This window comes from Novosphingobium sp. (genome assembly GCF_049240505.1).
Lineage (GTDB): Bacteria > Pseudomonadota > Alphaproteobacteria > Sphingomonadales > Sphingomonadaceae > Novosphingobium.
The window spans coordinates 1-4496 of the sequence record NZ_JBMLSM010000008.1 but is presented as its reverse complement, the minus strand read 5'-3'; the positions used below and the strand labels follow the sequence as shown (position 1 = coordinate 4496).

3 protein-coding genes are annotated in these 4496 nt (G+C 60.2%); all 3 read right to left on the bottom strand.

Annotated elements, in window-relative coordinates; genetic code table 11:
* Window positions 1-72: 72 nt before the first annotated feature.
* Window positions 73-786 carry a CpsD/CapB family tyrosine-protein kinase gene (locus ACOVQ0_RS01020; protein ID WP_421878960.1) on the bottom strand — a complete coding sequence of 238 codons (714 nt, stop codon included), beginning with the start codon at window positions 784-786 and terminating at the stop codon, window positions 73-75.
* Window positions 787-861: 75 nt separating this feature from the next.
* Complete coding sequence (locus tag ACOVQ0_RS01015) at window positions 862-2328, bottom strand: GumC family protein (protein WP_421878957.1); 1467 nt, start codon at window positions 2326-2328, stop codon at window positions 862-864.
* On the bottom strand, window positions 2325-4496 hold a 2172-nt coding region (locus ACOVQ0_RS01010), incomplete at its 5' end, for a hypothetical protein (RefSeq protein ID WP_421878954.1). The genes ACOVQ0_RS01015 and ACOVQ0_RS01010, both read right to left, overlap by 4 nt.

The window sequence follows — 4496 nt, the reverse complement described above, 5'->3', positions numbered from 1 at the left end:
CAGGTGCCAGAGCCGCAAACTTTGCGTATGCCCTCGCACACATGCCATTATTAGCAGATCACGCGCTGCGCCCTACTTGTAGTAGGAACCGTACCCATCTGAATACCCATAGGGGTCTCCAAAGCCGCCTTCAAAGCGATTGAACACGGTTCCAATGAGCTTGACCGGATTGAGAAGCTGCAGCGATGTTTCAAGCTGCTTCTTGGTCGTGACACCCTGCTCGACAACCATGATCACACCGTCGAGATGCTTGGCAATCAGCATTGCGTCATCGCTGACGAAAAGCGGAGGCAGGTCGCAAATGACTGTCGGATGGTCTGGATCCTCCCTCCACACGTCAATCAAGCCCTTAAAGCGGTCTCCGGCTAGCAGCATTGCTGAATCAACCGGACGACGGAGCGTCGGCGCAACGGCCAGGTGCGTGTCGCCGACACGGCGCATGACCTGAGACAGCGATACGGCATCATCGCTCAGATAATCGGCAAGGCCTGGTGCCTCCTCGATCCCGAAAATCTCGGCGATCGAGGCGCGCTGCAGGTCCAGGTCTGCAAGAATGACATTATGGCTGGCGATACTGCTCATCGCTGCGGCGAGATTGGAGGCAGTGAAGGACTTCCCGGCATTGGGCGATGCCGAAGTGATACCGATCAGGTTGGCCTTGCCTGGTGACAGTTCGCGACCAAGCATTGTGCGAAGCAGCTTGAAGGGCCTCGCCCTCACGTCCCCCGTTGTAAACCCGAGCAACTGCTCGCTGGGTTCGGGCATTGGGATCGTAGCCATTTCCATGTTTCGTTCCAACGAATGTTGCTCCACCAAATCTGCAAGCCGGTGAGACCGGACCCTAAGCGCCAGTCGGACTGCCTACTCCAGGTCGTCTACTCCGGGCCGGTACCGCCGTCGGGAAAACCGCGCCTTGAGACGGTCCAAAAGACTTGGCTTTGGCCTTGCAATGGTGGGAATGGATACCAGCGGCATGACCCCGGTCACGAGGCGGATGTCTGCCATGTCCCGGATTGGGCGGAAGAAGAGCTCGGCCGCCAAAGCCAGCAGTAGTCCCGCGCCGAGCCCTGCGGCAAGGCCGCCCGCGATAAGCAGCGGTCTATTGGGGGACATGGGATCATCCGCAACGACGGGCGGATCAATAACCGAAAGGCGCTCACCCTTCTGTTCGGTCTCAGCCCGTGCGGTGCCCTGTGCCTGCATCAGGCGGGTTGAAACCGCCTGATACTGCTCGTTCAAAAGGTCGAGCTTCTGCTGCTCCTGAGCGATCTGCTGCTCAACAAGCGGCGCCTGCGCCATTGCGGACTGCGCACTTGAAAGTCTTCCCAATTCCTGCGCGCGGATGTTGCGAAGCGCTTCAATTTGCGCGTTGTTTGCGGCGATCTGCTGGTCAACCGTGTCTGCCGGCTGTTTCGCCTGATTGTTCACGGCAAGCCGCTCAGCCTCTCGAAGACGACGCTTGGCGATTGCAATGTCCGGATGGTTCTCGGAGTAACGTGCTTGAGCGGCCGCAAGATCGGCCTCTGCTGCAGCCACGATCGGGTCGCGCGTCGCGGCGGTCTCACGGGCATCGCGTTGTGCGCGCAAAAGCGCGTTATCGCGCTGGAGTGCAATTATCTGGACATCGTAGCTGCCGCCCGTCCCGCCCATCGCCAACATGCCCGGATTGGAGAGCGCAAGGCCGTTCTGCGCCTTGATCTGTTCAATCAGGTTCTCGGCTTCGCTGATCTGGCTTTGCAATGCGGTCGCCTGATCGCTCAGGAACTGGACCGTGCTGCCTGCTTGCTCAGAGCTTTTGGTCGCGTCGAGAAGCAGGACCTGTTCGGTCATGTCCTGTGCGACCGCTTGCGCCTCTGAAGCCGACTTGTAATCGAAGCTCAGCGAGAAGGCGATCGTCGTCGAGCGTCCGTTGTTCGATCGCTGGAACTGGGCCGAGACGGGCTCGATCTTGGTCGCGTCACGCATCTCCTCGATGATTTCCGAAAGAGACTTGGAACTGCGCTCGTCCGTGTAGAGCCGGTGCTTCTGGATCAGTTCGATCAGCCGTGGCCGGCTGAGAACCTGCTGGCGAAACTTGGCGATGCGCTGATCTACAATATCGACACCCTGCTCGCCGAGCACGTCTTCGGGAAGCTGCGGCGATTCCACGAGCAAGGTGCTGGTCGAACGATAGACAGCCGGCAGGGTAAAAGCCGCAACAACACCGGCGATGGCCAGCAAAATGGTAGGTATAACAACGAGTAGATAGCGATCCTTCAGAATCGCAGGGAGATGCGCCAGCAGATTCCCGCCCTGCGGCTCCATCCCGCCAAAGTCGTCATCTCTCATCGTGTCTGTCCGAAATTCATGGTGATGCCAATCAGGCCCTGTACGTTCGAGACACTTGTCGGCAGGTTACCAGCGGTGTTCAAGATCCCACCCGTGACGAAAAGACGCATGCGCTCATTCAATTGCCTTTCGTAGCGCGCGAAACCGTTGATACTCTCGAAATCGCCCACCGTAGCCGCAATTGGCTGCGACGCGGTGGCATAATTGCCACTCAGCTGCACAGTGTCCCGCTCGGACAGCCTCAACGAATAGGAAAATCCGGCGGTGGTTTGGAGGAGCGCTCCACCGATCGCCGCCGGCAGCACTTGCCGTGAACCGTTGATGCAGAAACTGCTGCGTTCGCCCTTGCGGCACAGCGACGCATCGCCCGCGAGGGCCGTGGTGGTGTCTTCAAGTCCGTTGAACTCAAGCCGCGTCACCGCAAGACCCACACTTGCCGACAGGGTCAGGCGCGGGGTCAGCGCTGCATTCACCTGGAGTTGGGGGGAGACCGTCTGGGCACCGTCCAGGCCGGATCCAGTGAAATCGATGAGGTTGGCATCAATTGCCGCACCGATGGTGATGTCCTCGTCAAGCAGGCGCGAGTACTGCAAACGCTGCGCGAGAAAATTCGAGTCAACGAGGTTCGCCGAACCGAACCGGTCCGCTCGGCCTGAAACAGACCAGCGAAGCTGGTCGCGGACGCTCAAGTCATAGGTCAGGCCTCCATCAACGCCATACTGCGTCCGTCTCTGACCCTGACCAAGGATCGTGACGTCGTTCCCAGTCGGAGGGGCGGGATTACCTGTCACCGTCTCATCGTTGCCGAAGGGGTTGCCAAGGTTGGTCGCGAGAAAATCGCTCCGGAATATGAGCCCCCCATCGACAGTAAGGCGCTCGTTGAGCTTCCGGCTTGCCGCAAGATCGGCACCAAAGTTCTGAAGGGAATCGTACTGCCCCAAGTACTCGATATGCTCGAGGCGACCAGTCAGGCGAAAGGTGCCGCGCTCGCTCGAACGCGACAGGGCTGGCGCAAGCTGGAGGCGCAACGAGGCGGCTTCAGGATTAGCCAATTGTGACAGGAAGGGGTTACTGTCGAACCCGGCGGAGGCGGTCGCCGTCAAGCTTCGCTTGAGTCCCAGATCGCCAAGTCCGCCACCTAGCGCGCCCCTGCCCTCCCCTGCTCCGCCGCTCGCGGGCTGGGATTGCAGCATGGCCCAATTGGATACGGGCTGCTTGCCCAGAGGATCCACGCCATCAAGCTTCTCACCCAGTACGATCCCTGCCGATTCCAATAGGTCGATCGGCACGAAGACATCGGCTGCACTGGAGGCGTTCATACGTTGCAGTTCGGGCGCCTCAAACCGGTCACTGAGTGCCGCGATGAGCGAGCGAAGCTGAACAAGCCGTGGAGCCGTCAAAGCGGTGGCAATTGCATGTCCATCATTGCTGCTCAACGCGAAGATCACAGCCCCGCGGACTTCAGCTTGGCTGCCCGCGATATTGCTGGGAACAGATGAAGCAGTCGGGAGACCGCGCGAAGATTTCCCGGTCGCCGCGCGCAAGACGGCTGCGGTATTGGAAAGCCGCCGTTGGACCCGCCCTACTTGGTCTGAAAAAGCAGCAAGGCTTCCGGTGCCCAACCCGGCCACATCGTCCGTGGCACCTGCGGAATGATCCTCGACCAACGCCAAGCCGGTGCTTGCCAATGCCAAGCCTGCAGCCTCGCCAGGCCCAAGGTCGCGCGAGCGCAGAGCAGCAGGCGCGGTTGCCGGAGCAGGCTCCGGAACAAGGGGAAGTGGCTCCTGGTCGAGAGGCAGGGCGGACCCGGCACCGAGGAGGACAGGCAAATCCCCAGGCATTTGGAGCTCGGAAGAAGGCGCAGTGGACGCGCTGGTCAATCTCTCTGCAGAAACCTGGCTAAAGGACTGCACCGACAACTGCGTGATGACATCACCGTCAAGTGCAACGGGCAGATATCCTATAGTCGGCTTTGACAGAAGAATTTCGCCGCCACCTGGCATGCCTCCGGAGAGGTCTGCATTCGATACTATCATGTGGGGCATCGTAGACCCCGGGACGGATGCGCTCGGAGCAAGCGCAAAGCCATCGTCATGATCGGCTCCCCGCACATCCGGCGACAAGCGGTCAGCACCCTGCAATTCTGCGTCAGCTGCCGCGCCGGCCTG

Excerpts from the sequence above, each read along its gene's own strand:
- ACOVQ0_RS01020 (WP_421878960.1), bottom strand. The coding sequence starts at position 786 with ATGGAAATGGCTACGATCCCAATGCCCGAACCCAGCGAGCAGTTGCTC.
- ACOVQ0_RS01015 (WP_421878957.1), bottom strand. The coding sequence starts at position 2,328 with ATGAGAGATGACGACTTTGGCGGGATGGAGCCGCAGGGCGGGAATCTG.